Origin of the sequence: Flavobacterium plurextorum, from assembly GCF_024638035.1 — a bacterium.
GTDB classification, from domain to species: Bacteria; Bacteroidota; Bacteroidia; order Flavobacteriales; family Flavobacteriaceae; genus Flavobacterium; species Flavobacterium plurextorum.
In genome coordinates this window covers 4,872,987-4,897,215 of sequence record NZ_CP100442.1, presented here as the reverse complement: position 1 = coordinate 4,897,215, position 24,229 = coordinate 4,872,987, and the positions used below count along the sequence as shown (strand labels likewise).

Genomic DNA, 24,229 nt, shown 5'->3' with positions numbered 1-24,229 from the left:
TATGAAAATTAAAAATATAATTTGCACCGTTTTTTTGTCTGCAATAAGTTTTAATGCCGCAGCACAAAAAGGAGTTTTAAATAAAGCCGAGAAAGATTACAATCAGTATGCTTATATAGACGCCATTTCGATCTATGAAAAAGTGGCCGATAAAGGGTATAAAGACGAAAAAATGTTTCAAAGATTGGGGAACGCTTATTATTTTAATGCAGAGCTTGCCAAAGCTGCAAAATGGTACGATGCCTTATTTTCTTTAAACAATCAGCAAGAACCAGAATACTATTATCGTTATGCACAAACACTAAAATCTATTGGTGATTATGCTAAAGCAGATAAAATGCTCGAAGCCTTTAATGAGAAAGTTAAAACAGATACAAGAGGAGTTTTATTTGAAAAAAATAAAAATTATTTAGAGCAGATTAAAGCCAATTCAGGAAGATTTATAATTGCTGATGCCGGCATTAATTCAAAACAATCAGATTACGGAAGCACACTTTTAAACAATAAATTAATATTTGCTTCTGCTCGCGATACAGGAAATGTAACACGATCAACATTTAAATGGACAAACAAGTCTTTTACAAATTTATATGCTGCACAGTTAAAAGCTGATGGAAGTCTCGAAGAGCCCGTTCGATTTGACAAAAAAATTAATTCGAAATTTAACGAATCTACTCCTGTTTTTACCAAAGATGGAAAAACAATGTATTTCACAAGAAATAATTTTTTAAAAGGGAAAAAAGGGAAGGATGAGAAGAGAGTTACTTTATTAAAATTGTATAAAGCCGATTTGGTCAATGATAAATGGACAAATGTTGTCGAATTGCCATTTAATAGTGATCAATACAGCACAGCACATCCCGCTTTAAGTGCAGACGAGAAGAAATTGTATTTTGCATCGGATATGCCGGGAAGTTTAGGACAATCTGATTTGTATAGTGTTGCAATTAATAGTGATGGTACATTTGGGAAACCCGAAAATCTTGGCGCGGCAATTAATACCGAAGGCAGAGAAACATTTCCTTTTATAGCAGGAGATAATGAACTTTACTTTGCCACTGATGGGCGTCCGGGATTAGGAGGTTTAGACATATTTACAGCAAAAATTAATGACGATGCTTCTTTTGGTCCAGTTCAGAATATCGGAGAACCTGTAAATACAAAATTTGATGATTTTGCCTTTGTAATAGACAACAATACCAGAAAAGGTTTTTTCTCATCAAATAAAGATGGAGGGAATGGCAGTGATGATATTTACAAATTTGTAGAAACTAGAAAATTAAATTGCGAAAAAGAGTTATCAGGAGTTATTAGAGATTCTCAAACCAATGAAGTTTTAAGTGGAGCAAAAGTAATTTTGCTTGATGATAAATTTCAACAAATCACAGCAGTAACTTCAGGTACTGATGGAACTTACAAATTTCAAGTAAAATGCAATACAACTTATCATGTAAGAGCAGCGAAGGAAAACTATGAAACCAGCGAAACACCAATTCTAATTCAGCCGACAGATGATAAATCAAAACTGGATATTAAGCTCGAAAAACAGATTAAAGAAATTGGTATTGGAACAGATCTAGCGAAAACCTTAAATATTCCTATTATTTATTTTGATTTAGATAAATCATTTATTCGCAAAGAAGCTGCTTTTGAGTTAGAGAAAGTTTTAGCCGTAATGAAGCAATACCCAGCGATGAAAATAGATGTTCGCTCGCATACTGACAGCAGACAGACTGAAAAATACAATCTGACTTTGTCTAACAAAAGAGCAAAAGCAACTATTGACTGGTTGGTAAAACAAGGAATTTCCCCAGCTAGATTAACTGGACGAGGTTATGGTGAAAGTCAATTGGTTAATAAATGTTCCGATAATGTAAATTGTACAGAAGAAGAACATCAACTAAACAGAAGAAGCGAATTCATTATCGTTTCGATGCAATAGCTTTAGAAAAGTAAAAAAATCGATCCCAAATTTCAAGTTTACGTACTTATTAGATTTGAATTTTTGTTTAAAACCGCTCAATTGAGCGGTTTTTTTTGTTCTATATCATTTTGTAATAACAGCTCTTTATGTCTCAGGATTATCATAATTATTTGGAGGTTGAGTTCACTTTTTTAAAGATTCAGAATATAATTCATCCCAAAAAATATCTTATTTTTATAATATCCTTTTTTCATAAAAAGATAACGATTAATCGCAGAAGGAAAGAAAATCACATTTTCTGCGTTTTCGATTATACCACTTGAATAGTAGTAATAGTAAACAAATTAACAATGAGCAATATAAAAAAACTTAAGGCAGTGGCCTATGGTGAAGTGCTTTGGGATGTTTTTGTCAATGAAAGAAAAATTGGCGGTGCACCTCTTAATGTTGCAATGCGAATGAAAACATTAGGATGCGAATCGGCCATGATCAGTTGTGTAGGAAAGGACGCAGATGGAGAAGCAATTATTGATTATGTAAAAAGTCTAGGACTTGAAACTGCGGCTATTTTTAAATCAGAAGAATTTGCAACAGGATTAGTAAACGTTACATTAAACGAGCAAGGATCTGCAAGTTATGAAATAAAATATCCATCAGCTTGGGATAAAATTGTATTGAATGATTCAGCCAAAGAATTAGCTGCTAATGCTGATGTTTTAATATACGGCAGTTTAGTTTGTCGAGATCAAGTATCAAGAAATTCGCTTGACGAACTATTGAAATCAAGTGTTTACAAAGTTTTTGATGTCAATTTAAGAAAACCTCATTATACCTATGAAATTATAGAACATCTAATGAATACGGCTGATTTTGTAAAATTTAATGACGAAGAATTATTAGAAATTACTTCCGTAATGAATTCTCCTTTTTCAAGTTTAGAAGAAAATATGCAGTTTGCTGCCGAGCGAACAAAAGTAAAAGCCATGTGTGTCACTAGAGGTAAAGACGGTGCTTTATTAATGTGGGAAGGACAATTGTATGAAAATGTCGGTTATCCAGTAAAAGTAGCTGATACAGTAGGCGCAGGAGATTCATTTTTAGCAGCCTTAATTACATCACTGCTCACTGGTAAAGAGCCGCAAAATGCTATTGATTTTGCATGTGCAGTTGGTGGTTTGGTTGCCGAAGCTCCAGGAGCAAACCCTGAAATTTCACAGGCCCAAATTGAAGCAATAATGAAAAGAGTTAGAGCGTAAAATATAAAATCTGAATATTTAAAGCCGTTCAATAGAACGGTTTTTTTGTTTTCGATATAAAAAGATAGTCTTTTTTGAGTTTTGTAATGCTTTGTTTTCGTGTGTTTTAACTTTTTTTTTATTAAATTTGATGTAAGAATTTCTAGTCAAAACCATTATGGAAAAATTAAAACGCCCGGTGTATCTTAAAGCCGGTACTGATGATTTTTTTAAGAAGTTGCGCACAGAAGTGAACGAAACGGTATTACAAAACTCATCTTTGTACCTATTCAACATTATTAAGTCGTTAGGACTTTTGGTACTTTTCTTTTCCTCTTATACTTGTATTCTACTGTTTGGAAATAGTACCCCTTTATTATTCTTTTTCTATATTTTGTGCGGTATAACTATGATCGTACTTTTTATAAATGCCTTTCATGACGCTGCGCATGGAGCCTTATTTAAAAAATCAAAACATAATGAATAGTTTATGTATGTGCTGGAGCTTTTTGGTGGTAATCATTGGCTTTGGACAAGGCGACATATCAATCTTCATCATGCATATCCAAATGTTCCCGATTGGGACATTGATATTAAGCAAAGTGACATCATAAGGATTTTTCCAAACAGTCCATTGTTCAATTATCATAAATATCAGCATATTTATATGTGGTTTATTTATCCGCTGTACAGCTTAAATTGGATTTATATTCGTGATTTCAAAGACTTTTTTGGAAAGAGAAATAATTATGTAAAAAAAGTAGTCGAGAACATTCCGCAAAAAGAAATATACAAACTGTTTTTAGCAAAAGCGGTCAACCTGATTTATCTGCTTTTTATTCCCATGATTGTATTAAAGCAACCTTGGTATATAGTTTTAGCAGGCTGGTTTTCGATGCATTTGTGCGGCAGTATGTTGGGAGTTGTCGCACTCGTGTCAACACATGTAGATGAAGATGCACATTTTCCTGAAACGGATGAAGATGGAAATTTATCAGCAACTTGGGCAATGCATCAAATGATTGTTACTAAAGATTTCAGTACCAATAGTAAATTGGCGAATTTTTTATACGGAGGCTTTACACATCATGTTGCGCATCATCTTTTTCCAGGTGTCGGACATACTTATTATCCTTATATAACACCAATTATTATGCGTTACGCGCAAGAATACGATCTTCCTTATACTTCCTATCCGTTTTATCATGCAGTTCGGTCACACTTTAGAATGCTCAAAAATAAAGGCGTGAAAGAAAATATCATGATAACAGGAGAAATATAAAGATTCGTCTTAGTTAATTTCTAGCCCTTTACATTGAATATTAGAGAAGTTTATTGTGGCTGTAATGCTCCTCTGGAGCATTTTTAAGACTAATTTTTAAAGTCTGCATAAAAAATGATTACACTAAAAGGACTAAATCCTATCTTTTTCATATAGAAATGCAGCTAAGAATGTAAATGAAAAGTTAATGATTTGTAAATAAAATAAACAACTAGAGGTTTATTCTTTAAAAAATCTGATTTGGCTTAGGTATTTTGCTTTTTTTGGAAAAATTTAAGAATCGGTTACTTTTCAAATTACTATATTTGGCCCACCATCAAGAAAAGTATACTCTTTTCAAACAACAAATATTGTAATCCTTCGCTTTGCGTTCATGAAACAAATTAAGTTCATAAGTGTTATTTTACTCTTTCTGCTCACTTTTACAAGTAGCGCGGAGTACTTTAAGCACCCTTCTGAGTTTTCGATTTGTCATGGTCAGGATTTCCTTTCAACATCAGAAATACCAGAGGTTTTACCTTCAGCGCTAATTATATCCAAAGATCTGGATATACATTTTATAGTCAAAAAGAAGATGAAATCTCGTGCAGTCTCTTCAGACAGCAATATTTTAAAAAGCTTATATTTTACCAAATTAGTACATTTTAAGGTCTTCGAAGACAGCTTGATTTATGGTATAGCAAACATATATCAAATTCAGCGTCATACACACCTTCATTTGTACCAACTCTTCTAGATTTCCCATTTCCCTTTTATTTTTATATACAGAAACAACTTTCTGCAATACTGCTTTGTATTTATTTTATAAAGGTATTTGCGCTATAAAAATATGCCATAAAACGGTGCTGCTTAAAACAATAAGCAGTATACGATAAACTCCCTATTTTCAGTATTTAACCCATTTACCACTCCCTATAAATCAATATAGGGAGCCAGTATATTTATGTAATTTTTAAAAAACAATTATGAGCATTAGTAAAAAACAATTCCTTTTGTACGCATTCTCTGTTTTATTTCTAGCTTCTTGCGGAGATAAAGCCGAAAAAAAATCCGCAAATATAAAAACACTGCCTGTATATAAGGTAACTGTAAAAGATACCATCGTTTCAAATCGATTTGTTGCTGATGTACATGCTAAAAATAATGTCGAAATTCATGTTCGTATCCCTGGATTACTAGATAAAGTTTATGTAAGCGAAGGACAAAGAGTAAAAAAAGGACAAATTCTTTTTAAGATCAGCGACGTAGAACTTCAAATACAACTTTTAAAAGCCGAAGCTGTTTACAAAAGCACATTAGCAGACCTTCGAATTGCTACAGTTGAACTGGAGCAAGCTCAAACTCTTTTTAATAAAAAAGTAATTGCTGATAAAGAATTAGAATTATCAAAAGCAAAACATGATGCAGCAAATGCTAAAGTTGCTCACGCTTCGGCAGAGAGAAAAGCGATAAAACAGCAAATTAGTTTTACAACGATAACAGCACCTTTTGACGGAACTGTAGATCGTATTCCATTTAAAGAAGGAAGCTTAGTAGAAAACGGCTCTTTGTTGACGACAGTTTCACAATTAGACGATGTATATGCCTATTTCTCAATACCTGAAAATATTTATTTTCAAATGATGGCAGATAAAAGTCTTAATACCAAAGGCGATATCAAATTAGTATTGCCAAATGGTATGGTTTACGGTCAAACAGGAGAATTAAAAACAGCCGATGGAGAAATTGACAGACAAACAGGTTCAATTCAGTACAAAGCCAAATTTCATAATCCGCAAGGTTTTATCAAACACGGAACATCTGGGAAATTAATTATTTCAGAGCCAAGAACCAATGTTGTTTTAATTCCGCAAAAAGCAGTTTTCTCTATCCAAGACAAGCAATTCGTGTTTGTAGTTGACAAAGGAGGAATTGTAAAAATGACCAATATTGTTATTGGAAGCACTCTTGATGATGTTTACATTTTGAAGAAAGGATTAAAAAAGAATGATCTTATTGTACATGAAGGAACCCAATCACTTCGAGATGGAGATAAGATTAATATTAGAGACGCACAAAGTGTAAGCTTATAAGCCATTACATAATTATTACTAAAAAAATATAAAATGATAGAGTTGTTTATCAAAAGAAAAATATTGTCACTTATTATATCCGTGATGATAGTACTTTTGGGGTTATTGGCTTTGTTTCAATTACCCATAACGCAGTTTCCCGATATTGTACCGCCGTCTGTAACCGTAACGGCAAAATATACAGGTGCCAATGCCGAAGTATCGGCCAATGCCGTGGCACTTCCTTTAGAACGAGCTATAAATGGTGTACCGGGAATGACTTATATGTCTACCGTTACCTCAAATGATGGTTTAACCCTAATTCAGGTTTTCTTTGAAGTAGGAACAGACCCTGATCTTGCCGCTGTAAACGTTCAAAACAGAGTAACAACCATACTAGACGAACTTCCCGAAGAAGTAATACGAGCCGGAGTAACTACCGAAAAGGAGGTAAATAGTATGTTAATGTACTTAAATATTACAAGTACTGATAAAACGCAGGACGAACAATTTATCTTCAACTTTACGGATATTAATATTCTTCAGGAATTAAAACGTATTGATGGAGTAGGTCGTGCTGAGATTATGGGACAGAAAGAATACTCAATGCGAGTATGGCTGGATCCGCAAAAAATGCTTTCCTATAACATCTCGGCAAACGAAGTGATAACTTCACTGCAAAAACAAAATATTTCTGCAGCTCCCGGTAAAGTTGGAGAAGGATCAGGGCAGCTTGACAATCAACTTCAATATGTAATAAAATACGGAGGGAAATTCTTCGAACCTAAACAATATGAAGAAGTACCGCTTCGTGCCAATTCAGATGGAACAATCTTACGATTAAAAGATATTTCTAATATCGAATTTGGAGCAATGAGTTACGGAATGGTTTCTAAAACCGACGGTAAACCTTCGGCTTCAATCATGTTGAAACAAAGGCCAGGTTCAAATGCCTCTGAAGTAATTGCCAGTGTAAAAGAAAAAATGGCAGAGCTGAAAATATCGTCTTTCCCTCCAGGAATGGATTATAACATTGCTTATGATGTATCTCGTTTCCTTGATGCCTCAATAGATGAAGTTTTAAAAACATTAATAGAAGCCTTTATTCTAGTAGCTTTTGTTGTTTTTATATTTCTGCAAGACTGGCGTTCTACATTAATACCAGTATTGGCAGTGCCAGTAGCCTTAATTGGTTCATTTGCTTTTATGTCGATGATGGGATTCTCTATAAACCTGCTTACCCTTTTTGCCCTAGTACTTTCCATAGGAATCGTTGTCGATAATGCCATTGTAGTTGTAGAAGCCGTCCATGTTAAAATTTCCGAAGAACATATGGCGCCTCTGCCCGCAACAATTAGTGCGATGAAAGAAATTACAGGAGCCGTTATTGCGATTACCATTGTTATGGCAGCCGTGTTTATACCAGTTGCATTCTTGAGCGGTCCTGTTGGAGTTTTCTACAGACAGTTTTCGCTTACTATGGCAATTAGTATTGTAATTTCTGGAATTAACGCCCTTACATTAACACCAGCTTTGTGCGCTATAATGCTTAAACCGCATGATCCAAATAAAAAGAAAACATCATTATTAGATCGTTTCTTTGTTCGTTTTAATGCGTGGTTCGACAACATTACTTCAAAATACATCAGAGTATTGTCAAAATTTGCAGACAGAAGTTCTATGACCATCGGGCTTTTAGTTTTGTTCTGTTTCCTTACTTGGGGAACTTCTAAGTTCTTACCTTCAGGATTCATACCTTCAGAAGATCAGGGAATGGTGTATGTAAACGTAACTACACCGCAAGGAGCTACCGTAGAACGTACCGAAAAAGTGCTTGATGAAGTAACTCGTATTGCTAAACAAATTGATGGAGTTGACAACGTAACAACTCTTGCAGGTTACAGTATCGTTACTGAAATTGCAGGAGCTTCTTATGGTATGGGAATGATAAATCTGAAAGACTGGAAAGATCGAAACATTTCTGTAAATGAATTTATTACAATGCTTTCGCAGAAAACAAAAGGTATTGCAGATGCACAAATTGAAGTTTTTGCACCGCCTACAGTTCCTGGTTTTGGTAACACCAGCGGTTTTGAATTGCGTTTATTGGACAAATCAGGCGGAACGATTAATAATACTGATGCAGTTACCAAAAACTTTATTAAAGAATTGAATGCTTCGCCAGAAATACAAAATTCATTTACAAGTTTTGATGCTACATTCCCGCAGTATTTAATACATATTGATTATGATCTTGCGGCCAAAAAAGGAATATCTGTAGACAACGCCATGTCTACTTTGCAAACCATGCTGGGATCGTTTTATGCCACAAACTTTATTCGTTTTTCTCAAATGTATAAAGTAATGGTACAAGCAAGTCCGCAGTTTAGAAAAAATCCAGAAAGTATTCTAGACATGTATCTTAAAAATGATGCAGGCGAAATGGTGCCATTTTCAACATTTATAAAACTAGAACGAGTTTACGGTCCAGAGGTTTTAACCCGTTATAATATGTATATGTCAGCTATGATCAATGGTGAACCAGCAGATGGATACAGTTCTGGAGAAGCCATTGCTGCAGTAGAAAAAATCGCAGCCGAAAAGCTGCCAAGCAGATTTGAACTTGAATGGTCAGGAATGACACGTGAAGAAATTCTATCAGGAAACCAGACCATTTACATCTTTGCATTATGTATCCTTTTCGTCTACTTATTACTTGCCGCACAATACGAGAGTTTACTGCTTCCGTTTCCAGTGCTTTTAAGTTTGCCTGTAGGAGTTTTTGGTTCCTATCTCGCATTGCTGGCAGTGGGCTTAGACAATAATATTTATGCCCAAGTCGCCTTAGTCATGCTTATAGGGCTCCTCGCCAAGAATGCCATTTTGATTGTAGAGTTTGCGATTGCCCAGAACAAGCTGGGGCAGGGAATTACCGAAGCAGCAATTGAAGGCGCAAGATTACGTTTCAGACCTATTTTGATGACCTCATTTGCTTTTATTTCTGGGCTTATACCATTGTGTATTGCCTCTGGAGCTGGTGCAATTGGAAACAGATCTATTGGTACTGCAGCTGCAGGAGGAATGTTAATAGGAACTGTTTTTGGACTGGTAATAATTCCGGGGCTTTACATCCTGTTTGCAAAAATTGAAAAAGCTTGGAATAAATAAATGAAAACAATGAAAAATAATTTTAGAAAATTTCTTAAACATACAGAGTCAATATATCTCACCACGAATAAATCAAAATATGTACTTGTAGTTGTGTTTTTAATGTTACTTTCTGCCTGTTCTGCCCCGAAAGAGGCAGAGCAGCAGAAGGTAAAAACACTGCCTGAAAATTTTGCCTCAAATCCAAAAACAACAGACAGCCAGCAGACATTTACACCACTAAAAACAGAATCGTATTTTAAAGATCCAGAGCTGGAAAAACTGTTAGACATAGCAGTAGCTCAAAATCCTGATTATTTAGCAATGCAGCAGAGAATTCTCATTGCAAATTCGCATCTAAAAGTGGCAAAATTAGCTTTACTGCCATCATTTGATATTGGTGCTGATGTTTCAGGAACACATTACGGTAAATACACTATGGATGGTGTAGGGAACTTTGATACTAATTTCTCGCAGAACATATCAGAAAAACAAAGAATTAATACAGATGTAACTCCCAATTTGTTTTTAGGAGGAAAAGTATCTTGGGAAGCTGATATATGGGGAAAACTGAGCAATAGAAAAAAAGCTGCCCAACAAAGATTTCTTGCATCACAAGAAGGAGTAAGATTGTTGCAGACAAGATTATTGAGCGATGTTGCTGAGCTTTATTTTAAGCTTATTGCCCTCGACAAGCAAAAAGTAATTTATGAGCGAAACTTAAAAACGCAGCAGCGTGCCCTTGATATTGTTTCGGCACAGCGTGCAGTTGGTAAAGCAACAGAATTAGCTGTGCAGCAATTTAATGCTCAAAACAATAGTATTTTGGCTGAAGCCGAAGAATTGAACCTTAGTATAGATCAAACAGAAAAAGCTTTGCTGACTCTTTTAGGTGAATATGGAGGTAAAGTAACCAGAAGTAAAGATTTTCTATCAGGACATCTTGAAGTGCTGAATCAAAAAATGAGTGTTGATTCAATCATACATAATCGACCAGATGTCTCTCAGGCTTATTTCGAATTACTGGCTACAAAAGCAGATGCAAAATCGGCGAGAGCCGCTTTTTTTCCAACAGTAAACTTAGGAGGTTATGTTGGTCTTAATTCGTTTTCTTTTGCAACATTCTTCGACAGCGGATCATTTGCTTGGCAGTTATTGGGCGGAATTACTGCGCCAATATTTAATAAAGGACAAATTAAACATGAATTTTTTACCGCCAATCGCAGACAGCAGATTAGCTTTTTAGAATATCAAAATTCGATCACGACCGCTTACAATGAATTGAGTGCGTTGTTGTATCGCACAAAAGCGTTTGAAGATGTTCTAAAATACAAATCAAAACAAGTTGAACATCTTGAAATTGCAGTAAATGTGTCAAATGATTTGTATTTGAGCGGTTATGCCAATTATCTGGAAATAATAAACGCACAAAAAGATATGCTTCAGGCAGAACTTGATTTTGTAGACATACAATTTAAAAATGTAAGTTCACAAGTATTGTTATACAAAGCTTTAGGAGGAGGAATTAACTAAAAACTTCTTCAATACTATCTCTAATAAAATGCGTAAAGGTCTCTGACTTTTGCGCATTTTTTTGTTTATCCTTTGTATGAAAAAAACTTAGTTAAAGAAAAATATTTATATTTATCGAGACGAATGGAATCTGGCTAAATAGTTAAGAAGTCAAATTAAATAGTATGAAAAGAATATCTAGTAACACGACATACTTTCGAAGAAAAATTATTCCAATAATTCTCTCTGTAAATTTACTAGTATTGTTTTTGGGCTTTTCAATTTTTGATTTTACATTTAGAAATTTAGCATTTATATTTTTTCCAACTTTAATTTTTTCTATTGCATGGATATTAAGATTTAGAAAACTAGAAATAGTCTATTTAGGAGATAAGTTTTTAGAAACTAATACTCAAAAGATATTATTTGAGAATATTATATCTGTCAATAAAATAAGTTCATTTTGTTATAAGATAACATATCGGGTAGACGACACAATTAAGTCCATTATTTTTATGATCGATTCATTTCCTTCGTATCCATCTTCAATTCCCAATTCATTGAAAGAAATTACAGAGTTTGTAAAAAGGAATAACGGGTAAATTATATTTTGATTTATGACGACTCATTCAATTAATCAGCCAAAAGAAAAATCAAAATTATCTATTTGAAAACCGATTAAATAGGAGATTGGCAATTTTTTGAGTAATTTCATTTTTTCAAAATTTAAAACTCATGGTACAATTAACCAAAACTCTTTTTGTAATCGCTTTTTTTTCAATAATCTCTGCAAATGCTCAAAACGAAACATATGCAAGTCCCAAAGAAGTTGCGGATACAACTTTTGTAAACTTAAAAGACTACAGTAAAGATTTTGTGTACGATATGAAATATGCGACCGAAGACAATTTTTTGAAAGCAAAAGTGTACGATTGCGCGGAGTGTTTACTTCGCTACAAAACAGTTAAAGCTTTAATTGCCGCCAATAAAGATTTTATAGAAAAAGGCTATAGAATTAAGCTTTTCGACTGTTACAGACCTTTATCAATTCAGAAAAAAATGTGGGAGATTGTTCCAAAACCAGAATATGTTGCAGACCCGAAAAAAGGATCTATACATAATAGAGGAGGAGCTGTAGATATTACATTGGTAGATTCTAACGGCAAAGAGCTGGAAATGGGAACTTCTTTTGATTACTTTGGATTTGAGGCAAGCCACAGCTTTCCAACACTTCCTAGAAAAGTAAAATCGAATAGAAAATTTCTAAAAAAAATAATGATTCAAAATGGATTCAACCCGTTCGATTCAGAATGGTGGCACTATAATTTAAAAACAGGGCTCAAAGACCCTGTTTCTAATCAAAAATGGAACTGTGAATAATTAATTATTCAACACATCTTATGTTTTGCATAAAGTAAGTATTGGGCTGGAACGTCTTGCCGTTCATTTCAGAAACCAACTCGCTTTTTACAATATAATCATCTATATCAGTCAAGTACTTAATTCTCATGATCGAAACAGGGGATTTTTTCAATTCCTCAAAGTTATCTTTCATGAACATAAAAATTCCTGTATTTACACGGTTGTCAAAACCTTTATCATCGCGAAGTAAAGTGCCGCAGTTTTCTTGATTGATATGTAGTAAAGTAACAATTTTACCATTTTCTAACTGCAAAAATATTTTTGAGTTTTTATCCAAACAGTTGGCTTTCATAAAGTCTTTACTTTTTTGAATCAACTGCACGTTCAAAGTTGGAAGACCATCAGTTTGCGCCAGCGAAAAGAAAATGTAGCTGGAAGTACCTCCAAAGTTTTTCTCGCTTACTAAATATTCATTAGTTATTTTATAAGTCCCAATAGAATCGGTAACATTAGTACTGTATTCACATGGTTTTTGTGCAAATGCGGTAAAGGTTAATAAAAAAAAGGTTAGCGTAATTAAGTGTTTCATTTTAAATTATTTTTGTGCAAATTAAAACTATTTTGTTGTCATTTTTATCAGTTGTAAAAAAACAATATTTATTACCTCCATTTTTTATTTTCCATTTTTTTCGAATGTTCTCTACCGTTTCAGGAAAATTTCTCGTGGTAATATTTGCCTGCTCATTTACAAGCTCCGTTTTCATATCATTTTTACTATACGGAATCACTTTCTCAATTTCGAAAGTGCGCCCTGGAAAATCAATTAATTCGTCAGATGTATATAAATGCGAATGTTTATGCAGTTTACCAATTTTAAAAATCGAGCTTACTTCATCAAATCCGCCAGATTTCATTATTGCCGAATTAGGTTCGTAAATATACTTTTTAGGCAATTCATATGGTATAAAATCCATTTCATCATCCAAAACAAATTCAAAAGTTTCAATTTTATCCTTTAGAATATTAGCCGTTTTTAAAGTAATGCTGCCTTTATAATGATTATGAATTTCAAAAAGTAATTCCTTAACCTCATTTTCTAGAGCAATTATATGAATGTTTTTTACAAATTTTAATTCAGATAAACCTGCAGAAATATCCAGTAAAGGAGCCGTTTTAATTAAAATAGAATTCGATTTTTCAAAATAGAAGTCTAATGATTCTGGAACATTTGGCAAACAGTCTTTCAACATAAAAACCTTGCCTTTGGCATCATTTCGGCGAGAAGGATCAATATAAATCCAATCCCAGACATCAGCATCTGATTCTTTTAAGATATTGGTAGAATCCGTTGCATAGCAAAAACAATTTTTAATTTGTAATTGCTGTAAATTATGTTTTACAATATTGGATAAATCTTCATTAATTTCGCAATGCGCAACAACTTTAAACTTTTTAGAAAAGTAATAATCATCGACACCAAAACCTCCAGTAAGATCAATTAAAGATTTACCAGAAATTAAAGAAGCTTTATATTCAGCCGTTTTTTCTGATGAGGTTTGTTCTACAGAAACTTTACTTGGATAAATAATGTTTTCAGTCGAGAACCAAGTTGGCAGTTTATCTTTAGCTTTAGTTCTGGCTTCGATTTGATTTAAAACTGCTATCCAGTCAACCTCAGGAAAAGGATTTTTCTGAAGTGCAAGTTTACTAATAGAAACACCAGTATTTTGAGTAATAAATTCTTGAATGTTTTTGTTTAAAATCGAAAAGTTCAATGCTAAATTCTTTCAGTTAATACGGAGACAATTTTGTTGTCAGGGAAAAATTCTTTTAAGATTACTTTTACCATCGTAAAAAATGGAATTGCAATAATCATTCCTACGATTCCAAAAGTGATACCGCTGATTACCGTAATCAAGAATATCTCTAACGGATGCGAATTTACACTTTTTGATGAAATTATAGGCTGGCTGATATTATTATCAATAGCCTGAACAAGTAAAAAGCCTATGACTACATAAATGGTCGTAGGTAAAATCTCCGATTGAAAATCTTGACCAATTAAACTGATCATAGTTAATAACGCCGCCAGTATAGTACCAATAATTGGTCCTATATAAGGTATGATGTTTAAAATTGCACATAAAAAAGCAATTACAAATGCATTTTTGTTGCCAAAAATAAGAAGCACAATAAAATACAAAATAAATACCACAGTTAATTGAAGTAGTAAACCGATAAAATAACGGGTTAAAAAATGATTTATCTTGGCAACTGAGTTTAATATTTTGTCTTCATTAGTGTCAGGCAGAATTTTTCTGGCAGAAAGTTTAAAAGCATCTTGATCTTTAATGAAGAAAAAAGTAATGAAAAATACCGAAACGAATCCCATACCCATATCAGCCATAAAGCTGAAAATAGAATTCAAGAATCCTGTAAAGTAAGTTAAATCCAGCATGGAAGTTATCTTTGATTCTTTCAAAACTTTATTCAAATCTAAGTGCTGAATATTAAAATAACTTTCGATACTTTTTTCTGTTTCAATAAATTGCTGCTGTAAGGCGTTAGTGTCCAGCAGCGATAAGTTATTGGCTTGAGAGATAATTAATGGAACAAATAGTAAAATAAAACCCACTAATGCTAATACAAAAAGTATAAGCGTTGTGGTGGCAGCTAATGAGTTGCTGAATTTTAATTTGTTTTTCAAAAACTGCACTAACGGATTTGCAATTAGGCATAATATTAAAGAAATGCATAAGTAAACAATAACACTTTGAATTTCATATAAAAAATAGAGTCCCGCGCCAACAAGTAAGATTGTAGTTAAAGCTCTTAAAATTCCGTTTGAAATAGTTTTTGACGTCACCATATTTAAATTTTAGAGGATAAATATAGGAAAAAGCTTTTGAAAATTTTGGATAAACAAAAAAAAGCGAGATGATACCATCTCGCTCTTTGTTTTATAAATGCTGTACCTGTTCTAGATTCCAAAAGCAGCTCTTGGTCCTCCCGAAAGGAAAATTGCAGCCATTCTTGTTTTTTGGCCTTCTGTAAACATATACATAGCATTGTCATCAACATAATCCATGTAATTCATTGTCATTTCTACCGGAGTTCCAGTACATGTGCTGTAATGAGGATATGCTGGAACACCATAGTTTTCGGCATTGTGAGTAGGTGTATCAGAAACTAAGTCATTTCCACAAGTTGCATCTCCCCAAATGTGGCGTAGATTCATCCAGTGACCAACTTCGTGAGTTCCAGTTCTGCCAAGGTTAAATGGTGCATTTGCCGCGCCTGATAAACCAAAGTATTTAGAATCAATTACAACTCCATCAGTAGCCGAAGCACCGCCGGGAAATTGTGCATAACCCAAAATTCCGCCTCCAATAGCACAAGACCATAAATTTAGTTTTGTTGTTGGAGAAGTTGGTGCAATACCGCCTTGAGCCGTTTTTTTCATGGCATCATTTGTACCCCAAGAAGTTTTGGTAGTTGATTTTCTGATCACTTGATCTAAAACAAATGTAATTCCTACATTGGCTTTAACTCCTGAAAATAAGGCAGGAACATTTCCAAAATCAGAATTTTGTGCGTTGAAATCTTTGTTTAAAACATCGATTTGCGTTTGAATTTGAGCATTCGAAATATTCTGTGCTGCAGTTTTGTATAAAACATTCACAACAACTGGAATTTCGATTTTGCCATTCACTAAACGATTTGTAAGTAATTTTTGATTGGTAAAGGCTTCAATTTCATTCATCCTAATGGCTAATGTAGGATCGGCCTTTAATTGTGCTTCTAAAACTTCCTGTGAGGCACAAGCACGACGAGTTATTGCACTTGTGTCTGAATTTGACGATTCAGATTGGTCGTTTTGACATGAAAACAGCACTAATGCTGTAATTGCGGTAATAATAACTTTTTTCATAATACTTGGGGTTTTTGTTATAAAAAATTAAATTTGGTTATTTATGTCGCAATTTTATAACAAAATGATCTTTTAACCAAAAAAATATAACAATTTTTTTGTCAGAATTTTACAAGCCCTTGTATAGTCTAGTTCTTACAAAAATGTTAAATATTTTTTTATGAAGTAAATTCGTATAAAGCTATGCTTGCAGCTTGCACAACATTCATGCTGCTGTTTTTTCCAAACATATTTATGTGTACAATTTGATGTGAAATTTTTAGAAGCTCATCAGAAATTCCATTAATTTCATTGCCGATAATAAGTGCAATTTTTTGGTTTTTAGGAATTTGAACTTCTTTTAAAGGTTTGCTGGTACTTGTGATTTCAAGCGAGATAATCTCGAAGTTGTTTTCTTTCAGAAAAGTGATTAACTCAGAAGTTTCTTCAATAATAGTATGAGGCACATGAAGATGTGTGCTGCGTGACGTTTTATTTATTTTTCTTGGGGTTAAAGGAATATCCTTGCCTAAAAAAATAATGCTCTCAACTCCTAAAGCTTCACCAATTCTAAAAAGCGAACCAATATTTTGCTGAAAATAAATATGATCGCAAACCAAAGTTATTGGAAATGTTTTTCTTTCAAATTGATTTTCTTCGTGAGTAAGCTGCACTTTTTAGTCTTTAGTTGGTAAAAATATAGTTGATGATATTAGCGCCCATTTTTAACGCTTTATCTCGAACATTTGCGGGATCATTATGTACTTCTGGATCTTCCCATCCGTCACCTAAATCACATTCGTAAGTGTATAATAAAACTAATTTATTTTCGACGAAAATTCCAAAAGCCTGCGCACGAGTTCCATCATGCTCATGAATTTTAGGAAGACCGTTTGGAAAAGGATAAGGTTTTTGAAAAATTGGATGATTGGCAGGAATTTCAATTAAATCATTATTTGGAAATATTTTTTTTATTTCCTTTCGAATATATTGATCCATTCCGTAATTGTCATCAATATGTAAAAAACCTCCACCAGTTAAGTAATTTCTAAGATTAGTAACATCAGAATCGCTGAAAACTACATTTCCATGACCAGTCATATGCACAAACGGATACGAAAGTAAATCAGGATTACTAGGTTCAACAGTTGATGGTTTTGCTTTTATTCTAGTATTAATGTTCGCATTGCAAAATCGTATTAAGTTTGGAAGCGATGTTGGATTTGCATACCAGTCGCCGCCGCCGCTGTATTTTAACAAAGCAATTTCTTGAGAGAAAGAAGAAATAGAAACGAATAAAAATAAAAGAAATATTTTTTTCATAGTTGTTGAATAACAATTAGTTTGAAACTTCATTAAAAAATACAACACTATGACAAGCTGCAACTGCAGCAGTTTCAGTTCGCAATCGAGTATTTCCTAAAGTTACCGGCTGAAAATTATTTTCAATAGCCAACGCAATTTCCTTATCCGAAAAATCTCCTTCAGGACCAATTAATAAAGTTACATCTTCGTTCGGTTTTAAAGCACCTTTCAAAGATTTTTTGTCTGTTTCCTCACAATGCGCGATGAATTGCAACCCTTTATTTTTTTGTTTAATGAATTCTTTAAAAGAAACAGCGTCGTTTAGTTTTGGAAGAAAAGTTTCATTTGACTGCTTCATAGCCGATAAAATGATTTTTTCAAAACGCTCTAAGTTGATAACTTTTCGTTCAGAACGATCGCATATGATTGGCGTAATTTCCTGAATTCCAATTTCGGTGGCTTTTTCTAAAAACCATTCAAAACGATCATTCATTTTAGTTGGCGCAACTGCTAAATGCAAGCGAAATTTTGGTTCTGGTGATTTTTTTATAGAAAGTACTTCAACAATACATTTATTATCAGAAGCCAAAGTTATTTCGGTTTCAAACAATAAGCCTGAACCGTTTGTAACATGAAGAATATCTGAATCTTTCTTGCGTAAAACTTTTATAATATGTTTGCTTTCTTCTTTATCAAAAGAAAAACTTTTTGTTGTTTCGTCTATATCAGGATTGTAAAATAACTGCATAATTTAAAATTGAATTCTCGCTTTTGAAACGACCGCAGAAGTTTCAAAACGTTTTGATAAATATTTTTGATAACCTACAATTCCAATCATTGCAGCATTATCTGTGGTATATTCAAATTTAGGAACAAAAGTTTTCCAGCCGTATTTACCTTCACTTTCTTTAAGTCTGGTTCTAATACCTGAATTTGCCGAAACACCTCCGCCAATTGCAATTTGCTTAATTCCTGTTTCTTTGACAGCAAGTTTTAATTTGTCCATCAAAATTTCAATAATAGTATATTGTATTGAAGCACAAATATCATTAAGATTCTCTTCGATAAAATTTGGATTTTCTAGTTTATTTTTTTGAATAAAATATAGAATTGCCGTTTTTAATCCTGAGAAACTAAAATCTAAACCTGGAACTTTTGGTTTGGTAAAAGTAAATGCTTTTGGGTTTCCTTCTTTGGCATATTTATCAATTAATGGTCCGCCGGGATAAGGGAGGCCAAGAATTTTGGCACTTTTATCAAAAGCTTCTCCTACAGCATCATCAGTTGTTTCTCCGATAATTTCCATATCAAAAAAGCCGTTTACTTTTACAATTTGAGTATGTCCGCCGCTGATTGTTAAAGCCAGAAATGGAAATTCTGGTTTGTCAAAGCCTTCTTCATCTATAAAATGCGCCAAAATATGAGCATGCATATGGTTTACAGCGATTAACGGAATTTTTAATGCTAATGCTAACGATTTACTGAAAGAACTTCCTACTAATAATGATCCCATTAAGCCTGGACCTTGTGTAAAAGCGATCGCAGTTAGCTGTTCTTTTTGTACATTTGCCTTACGAAGTGCAGCATCAATTACAGGCACAATATTTTGCTGATGCGCCCTTGAAGCTAACTCAGGAACAACACCGCCGTATTGGTTGTGAATTAATTGGTTGGCTACAACATTTGAGAGTACTTTGTCGTTATGTAAAACTGCGGCCGCAGTATCGTCGCATGAACTTTCGATGGCAAGAATAAAAACCTCTGGATTTTGCATATAAAGGCACAAATTTTGAATTATATTTGACAAATCAAATTTTCAATTTTCTTTGATTGTAAGGAGAAGCCAAAATTAAAGAATTTTTATCAAAACAGTCGTCCTTTGTCTGTTCAAAATAAATTAATACAAAAACAATAATAAAAAGCAGTTATCAAACGAATTAAGAAAATAGTATCCAGAACCCTGATTGGCTTAATTTTACTTTTGCTGGTACTTGCTATCACATTGTCGCTGCCTGTTGTACAAACAAAAATTGCACGATATATAACTGAAACGCTGAATACTGATTTTAAAACAAATATCAGTGTAGAGAAAACGGCAATCAATATTTTTGGGGGAGTAAAACTTAAAAAAGTCCTGATTTTAGATCATCATAAAAAGACTTTAATCTATTCGGACCTTATCACTACAGATATTTTAAGCATTAAAAGATTGCTTGATGGTGATTTGATTTTTGGAGATCTTCGTTTAACGGGTTTGATTTTTAATTTGAAAACCTATAAAAATGAAAATGAAAACAATATTAATAAGTTTATTAAATTGTTTGAAACTGGAAAAAAAACACCAAAATCTGCAAAGCATTTTCTCTTAACTGCACGAAATGCTTACATCACCAATGGTAATTTTTCTGTTATTGATGAAAATAAAAACACACCAAGATTCCTGGATTTTAAAAAACTGAATGCTTATATCAGCGATTTTAAGTTGTATGGTCCCGATGTAAATACTACTATTCACAGATTTTCTTTTTTGGACCATCGTGGTTTATATGTTTCAAACTTTGCCGGTAAATTCAGTTATACCAAAAAACAAATAAAAGTCGAAAACTTAGCCATAAAAACAAAAAGATCATGGATTTATGGAAAAGCAATTTTAAATTATAAAATTACCGATTTTCTTGATTTTACAGATAAAGTTCAGTTTGATGTAGCTCTAGATTCGTCTTCGATTGCTTCAAATGATATTCGTTATTTTTATGGCGGACTTGGTAAAAATCAACATTTTCGCGTTAGAACTAAGATAAAAGGACCTTTAAATAATTTAAATTTAAATCATCTTAGACTTAGCGATTCTAACGGATCGAAGATTTTTGGAAATATTAATTTTAGAAACCTGTTAGGAAGCAAAACGCAAAAGTTTTCTATGAACGGGAAGTTCGATAAATTAATTTCAAGCTATGATAATCTAGTAGCTTTACTTCCAGAGGTTTTGGGTAAAAAACTGCCAAAAGAACTTAAAAAAATTGGAAAGTTCAATATTGTTGGTAAAGCCAAAGTTTCGACTACAGATTTAGAAGCAGCTTTCAAAATGGCAACAGATCTTGGTAATGGTGTTGTGGATCTGCATATGAATAACATGGATTTTATCGACAAAGCATCATATTCAGGGAATATTGTACTTGATAATTTTAATGTAGGGGCATTATTAGACCGAAAGGATATTGGCAAAACAACCTTAAACTTAGATGTTGACGGTGTAGGTTTTACAGAGAAATATCTAAACACTAAGATAAAAGGTGATATTGCAAAACTAGATTATAATAAATACACCTATAATAATATAGTAGTAAACGGGAATTTTAAATTGCCTTATTATAAAGGACAGGTTTCTGTAAATGATCCAAACTTGAGTTTGTCTTTTGACGGTATGGTTGATTTGAGCAAACGCGAGAGCAAATATGATTTTCATATAAATGTAGAAAATGCCGATTTAAGAAAACTTAGATTTGTAGACGATTCAATTTCGCATTTTCAAGGTGATGCTGTTGTTGAAGTTACGGGTAATTCAATTGAAAATCTTAAAGGGAACATTTTTATTAAAGATGCCGTTTATCAAAATCCAAAATCGACTTATATCTTTGATGAAGTTACTATAAATTCTGGCTTTGATGAAAATAAACTGCGTACCATAACAATTAATTCTACCGACGTTGTTAATGGCGAAATAGTGGGTAAATTTCGTTTCGATCAGTTAGATAAACTGGTTATGAATTCCGTAGGAAGCTTATACACCAATTATAAACCTTATAAAGTAAATAAAGGCCAGTTTTTACGCTTTAATTTTCATGTATATAATAAGGTAGTCGAAATGCTGTATCCTGAAATGAAAATTGACTCAAGTACAGTTGTGCGAGGTAAAATAGATGCTGATCAGAATGAGTTTAAATTTAAGTTTAATTCGCATCAAATTACAGCAGCCAAAAATACGTTTGATAATATTAGAGTTAGTGTTGATAATAAAAATGCACTGTATAATGCTTTCGTAGAATTAGACAGCATTAAAACTCCTTATTATAAAATACGTGACTTCAATTTAATTAACGTTACCGCAAAAGACACTCTGTTTGTTAGGTCTGAGTTTAAAGGAGGAGAAAAAGGCGAAGATTACTTTAATCTGGATTTGTTTCATACGATTGATAAAAACAAGAATAACATTGTAGGAATTAAGAAATCTGAAATGAAGTTCAAAGATTATCTATGGTATTTAAATGAAAATTCAGAACAAGACAATCAGATTATTTTTGATCAGTTTTTCAAAAATTTCACCTTTGATAATATAGTTTTATCACATGAAGATCAGAAAATTGATTTAAATGGGGTGATAAAAGGGAAGGACTATAAAGATCTGGTTTTGAATTTTGAAGATGTTGATATTAACAAGATTACGCCTTTAAATTCCAAGTTTGTTTTTAAGGGTAACTTGAATGGAAATATAAATTACAAGCAGAATAAAGATGTTTATCAACCCACCGCAACAATTTCAATTGATAAGCTGAATCTAAATGACATAGATTTAGGGACTTTGAAATTTGATATTGCGGGTGACGAAAGTTTTAAAAAGTTTACCATAAATTCCTCTATTGTTAATGGTTTTGCCGAGTCGTTTAGAGCAAATGGTACTTTTGCCATAGAAAATAAAGAAACATTTTTAGACTTAAGTTTAAAGTTAGAAGGATTTAATCTGGCAACTTTAGGAAAAGTTGGCGGAGATGTTTTATCGAATGTGCGAGGAACAGTTTCAGGAAATGCAGCGGTAGTCGGGAATTTGAAAAAACCTGAAATCAACGGAAGACTTTATGTTGAAAAAGCAGGAATGACAATTCCGTACTTGAACACTGATTATGAACTTAGCGATCGAACGGTAATTGATTTAACAGATGAGAAATTCTTGTTCAGAAACAATCAATTGACGGATACCAAATTTGGAACAAAAGGGTTGCTGAATGGTACAATTGAGCATCATAATTTTGGAGATTGGAAATTAGATTTAACCATAACTTCTAAACGTTTATTGGCGCTGGATACAAAAGACAGTGAAGACGCGGCTTATTTTGGAACGGCTTTTATAAACGGAACTGCAAGTATAAAAGGACCTACAGACGGTTTATTTATTAAAGTAGATGCTAAATCTGAAAAAGGAACCGAAGTCAAAATTCCGATAAACAATTCACAAAGTGTTGGTGAAAGCAACTGGATTCATTTTGTAACGCCAAAAGAGAAATACAATTTGGCAAATGGTATTGTGGAACGAACAAAAAACTACAACGGATTAGAGTTGGAGTTTGATTTTGATATTACGCCAGATGCAGAAGTTGAAGTAATTTTAGATAGAAATTCCGGACATGGTATGAAAGGAAAAGGTTACGGATCGCTGTTGTTTAAAATTAATACACTTGGTAAGTTTAATATGTGGGGAGATTTCCAGGCATATGAAGGAACTTATAACTTTAAATATGGCGGTTTAATTGATAAAAAATTCTCCGTTAAAAAAGGAGGATCTATTATTTGGGAAGGAAACCCAATGAAAGCACAGTTAAATCTTGAAGCAGTTTATAAAACATCAGCAAATCCTGCGGTGTTGCTTGATAATACTTCTTCATTCAATAAAAAAGTACCAGTAGAAGTAGTTATTGGTTTAAGAGGAGATTTAACAAGTCCGGAGCCTAACTTTGATATTCAGTTTCCATCTGTAAGTAACGTGCTTAAATCTGAAATACAGTATAAGTTAGACGATAAAGATATTCGTCAAACACAAGCGCTTTATTTATTGTCTACAGGTTCGTTTATGAGTACAGACGGATTTAGTCAAGGTGATTTGTCTGGAACATTAACAGAAACGGCTTCGAGTTTATTAGGTGGAATTATAAAATCAGATAATGATAAGGTTAATATTGATTTAAATTATATCTCTGCAGATAAAAGGCTGGGACAAGAAGCCGATGGTCAGTTTGTGGCGAATATATCTTCTCAAATCAACGAACGTATTACGATCAATGGTAAATTAGGTGTACCGGTCGGCGGTGTTAACGAATCAGCAATCGTGGGTGATATTGAAATTTTGTACCGCGTAAATGATGACGGATCAATGAACCTTCGTTTGTTTAATAAAGAGAACGATATTAATTATATCGGACAGGGAATTGGTTATACACAAGGAGTTGGTATTTCGTACGAAGTAGATTTTGATACTTTTAGCGAATTGGTAAACAAAATGTTCAAAAATCATAAATTAGAAAGAGCAATTAAAAATTCAAATGATTTTCAAGATTCTAATTTAAATCCTGATTTTGTTAATTTTACCAATAAAAAAGAATCAGAGAAGAATAAGAAAGATGCTGAGAAAGATAAAAAGAAATCTCAGAAAGAAGAAGAGAAAAAACCGCAGCCTAGAAATAATAATGAAGGATTAATTCCGGATAACGATTTTTAGTTGATTGTTAAAAA

At 33.1% G+C, this 24,229-nt stretch carries 17 protein-coding genes; 9 read left to right on the top strand and 8 right to left on the bottom strand.

Annotation, left to right across the window (positions count from 1 at the left end; genetic code table 11):
• The first annotated feature begins 1 nt into the window (after window position 1).
• From NLG42_RS21220 to NLG42_RS21185, 8 genes are all read left to right on the top strand, one after another.
• The gene (locus NLG42_RS21220; protein ID WP_257682251.1) at window positions 2–1,942 is read left to right on the top strand and encodes an OmpA family protein; all 1,941 of its coding nucleotides are present in this window, start codon (window positions 2–4) and stop codon (window positions 1,940–1,942) included.
• Window positions 1,943–2,274: 332 nt separating this feature from the next.
• Window positions 2,275–3,180 (top strand): carbohydrate kinase family protein, encoded by a 906-nt coding sequence (locus NLG42_RS21215; protein WP_089059208.1) that lies wholly within the window; start codon window positions 2,275–2,277, stop codon window positions 3,178–3,180.
• A gap of 157 nt (window positions 3,181–3,337) precedes the next feature.
• Window positions 3,338–3,646 (top strand): hypothetical protein, encoded by a 309-nt coding sequence (locus tag NLG42_RS21210; RefSeq protein WP_257682250.1) that lies wholly within the window; start codon window positions 3,338–3,340, stop codon window positions 3,644–3,646.
• A gap of 3 nt (window positions 3,647–3,649) precedes the next feature.
• Window positions 3,650–4,441: a fatty acid desaturase family protein gene (locus tag NLG42_RS21205; protein WP_257682249.1), complete on the top strand. Its 792-nt coding sequence runs from the start codon at window positions 3,650–3,652 to the stop codon at window positions 4,439–4,441.
• A gap of 965 nt (window positions 4,442–5,406) precedes the next feature.
• Window positions 5,407–6,513 (top strand): efflux RND transporter periplasmic adaptor subunit, encoded by a 1,107-nt coding sequence (locus tag NLG42_RS21200; RefSeq protein WP_089052784.1) that lies wholly within the window; start codon window positions 5,407–5,409, stop codon window positions 6,511–6,513.
• 33 nt (window positions 6,514–6,546) lie between these two features.
• Window positions 6,547–9,660, top strand: a complete 3,114-nt coding sequence (locus NLG42_RS21195; protein ID WP_257682248.1) for an efflux RND transporter permease subunit — start codon at window positions 6,547–6,549, stop codon at window positions 9,658–9,660.
• Between the two features lie 9 nt (window positions 9,661–9,669).
• A complete protein-coding gene (locus tag NLG42_RS21190; RefSeq protein ID WP_233207011.1) occupies window positions 9,670–11,172 on the top strand; it encodes a TolC family protein in 1,503 nt (500 codons plus the stop codon).
• Window positions 11,173–11,886: 714 nt separating this feature from the next.
• On the top strand, window positions 11,887–12,531 hold the full coding sequence (locus NLG42_RS21185; protein WP_089059203.1) for a M15 family metallopeptidase: 645 nt from the start codon (window positions 11,887–11,889) through the stop codon (window positions 12,529–12,531).
• 4 nt (window positions 12,532–12,535) lie between these two features.
• Here NLG42_RS21185 and NLG42_RS21180 read toward each other — a convergent pair whose 3' ends face one another.
• From NLG42_RS21180 to tsaD, 8 genes are all read right to left on the bottom strand, one after another.
• Window positions 12,536–13,102, bottom strand: coding sequence for a hypothetical protein (locus NLG42_RS21180; protein ID WP_257682247.1), 567 nt, complete (start codon window positions 13,100–13,102; stop codon window positions 12,536–12,538).
• 1 nt (window position 13,103) lies between these two features.
• Window positions 13,104–14,288, bottom strand: coding sequence for a THUMP-like domain-containing protein (locus NLG42_RS21175; RefSeq protein WP_257682246.1), 1,185 nt, complete (start codon window positions 14,286–14,288; stop codon window positions 13,104–13,106).
• Between the two features lie 2 nt (window positions 14,289–14,290).
• Window positions 14,291–15,382: an AI-2E family transporter gene (locus NLG42_RS21170; protein WP_099719022.1), complete on the bottom strand. Its 1,092-nt coding sequence runs from the start codon at window positions 15,380–15,382 to the stop codon at window positions 14,291–14,293.
• A gap of 111 nt (window positions 15,383–15,493) precedes the next feature.
• Entirely contained in the window at window positions 15,494–16,444 is a 951-nt protein-coding gene (locus NLG42_RS21165; RefSeq protein ID WP_257682245.1) for a zinc metalloprotease, read from the bottom strand.
• Window positions 16,445–16,602: 158 nt separating this feature from the next.
• Window positions 16,603–17,097 carry a TrmH family RNA methyltransferase gene (locus tag NLG42_RS21160; protein ID WP_099719019.1) on the bottom strand — a complete coding sequence of 165 codons (495 nt, stop codon included), beginning with the start codon at window positions 17,095–17,097 and terminating at the stop codon, window positions 16,603–16,605.
• Between the two features lie 10 nt (window positions 17,098–17,107).
• Window positions 17,108–17,746, bottom strand: coding sequence for a DUF4159 domain-containing protein (locus NLG42_RS21155; RefSeq protein ID WP_099719622.1), 639 nt, complete (start codon window positions 17,744–17,746; stop codon window positions 17,108–17,110).
• 16 nt (window positions 17,747–17,762) lie between these two features.
• Window positions 17,763–18,476 carry a 16S rRNA (uracil(1498)-N(3))-methyltransferase gene (locus NLG42_RS21150; protein ID WP_089059197.1) on the bottom strand — a complete coding sequence of 238 codons (714 nt, stop codon included), beginning with the start codon at window positions 18,474–18,476 and terminating at the stop codon, window positions 17,763–17,765.
• 3 nt (window positions 18,477–18,479) lie between these two features.
• Window positions 18,480–19,502 carry a tRNA (adenosine(37)-N6)-threonylcarbamoyltransferase complex transferase subunit TsaD gene (gene tsaD, locus NLG42_RS21145; RefSeq protein ID WP_099719018.1) on the bottom strand — a complete coding sequence of 341 codons (1,023 nt, stop codon included), beginning with the start codon at window positions 19,500–19,502 and terminating at the stop codon, window positions 18,480–18,482.
• 207 nt (window positions 19,503–19,709) lie between these two features.
• Between tsaD and NLG42_RS21140 the strand changes: the two genes are divergently transcribed.
• Window positions 19,710–24,215 (top strand): translocation/assembly module TamB domain-containing protein, encoded by a 4,506-nt coding sequence (locus NLG42_RS21140; protein WP_257682244.1) that lies wholly within the window; start codon window positions 19,710–19,712, stop codon window positions 24,213–24,215.
• The last annotated feature ends 14 nt before the right edge of the window (window positions 24,216–24,229 follow it).